The organism is Hydrogenovibrio sp. 3SP14C1, from assembly GCF_029625905.1.
GTDB lineage: Bacteria > Pseudomonadota > Gammaproteobacteria > Thiomicrospirales > Thiomicrospiraceae > Hydrogenovibrio.
In genome coordinates this window covers 1-267 of sequence record NZ_JARTLM010000143.1, presented here as the reverse complement: position 1 = coordinate 267, position 267 = coordinate 1, and the positions used below count along the sequence as shown (strand labels likewise).

General features: G+C 51.7%; 1 protein-coding gene. It reads left to right on the top strand.

Annotated features, from left to right (window positions below; genetic code table 11):
- Positions 1-267: hypothetical protein (locus P8629_RS11980; RefSeq protein ID WP_278166339.1), on the top strand; the 267-nt coding region annotated here is incomplete at both ends.

Genomic DNA, 267 nt, shown 5'->3' with positions numbered 1-267 from the left:
CCACCCACTTCGAACTGCTCTCGGTCTTCATCATCCTGCTCTCCTCCATGTTCTGCTTTTGCAACGTGAACATGAAAAGCCAGGACAACTACTTTGTCGGTTTTCCTGCTGCCTGGAACATCATCGCCGCCTACTTCTACATTCTTGATTTTCCGCCGTTTGTCACCTTCGCGATCATTCTGCTCATGGCAGCCCTCACCGTCACCCGCATGAAGTTTCTGCACCCTTTCCGGGTACGGCAATTCATGCCGCTGAATATCACGGTCA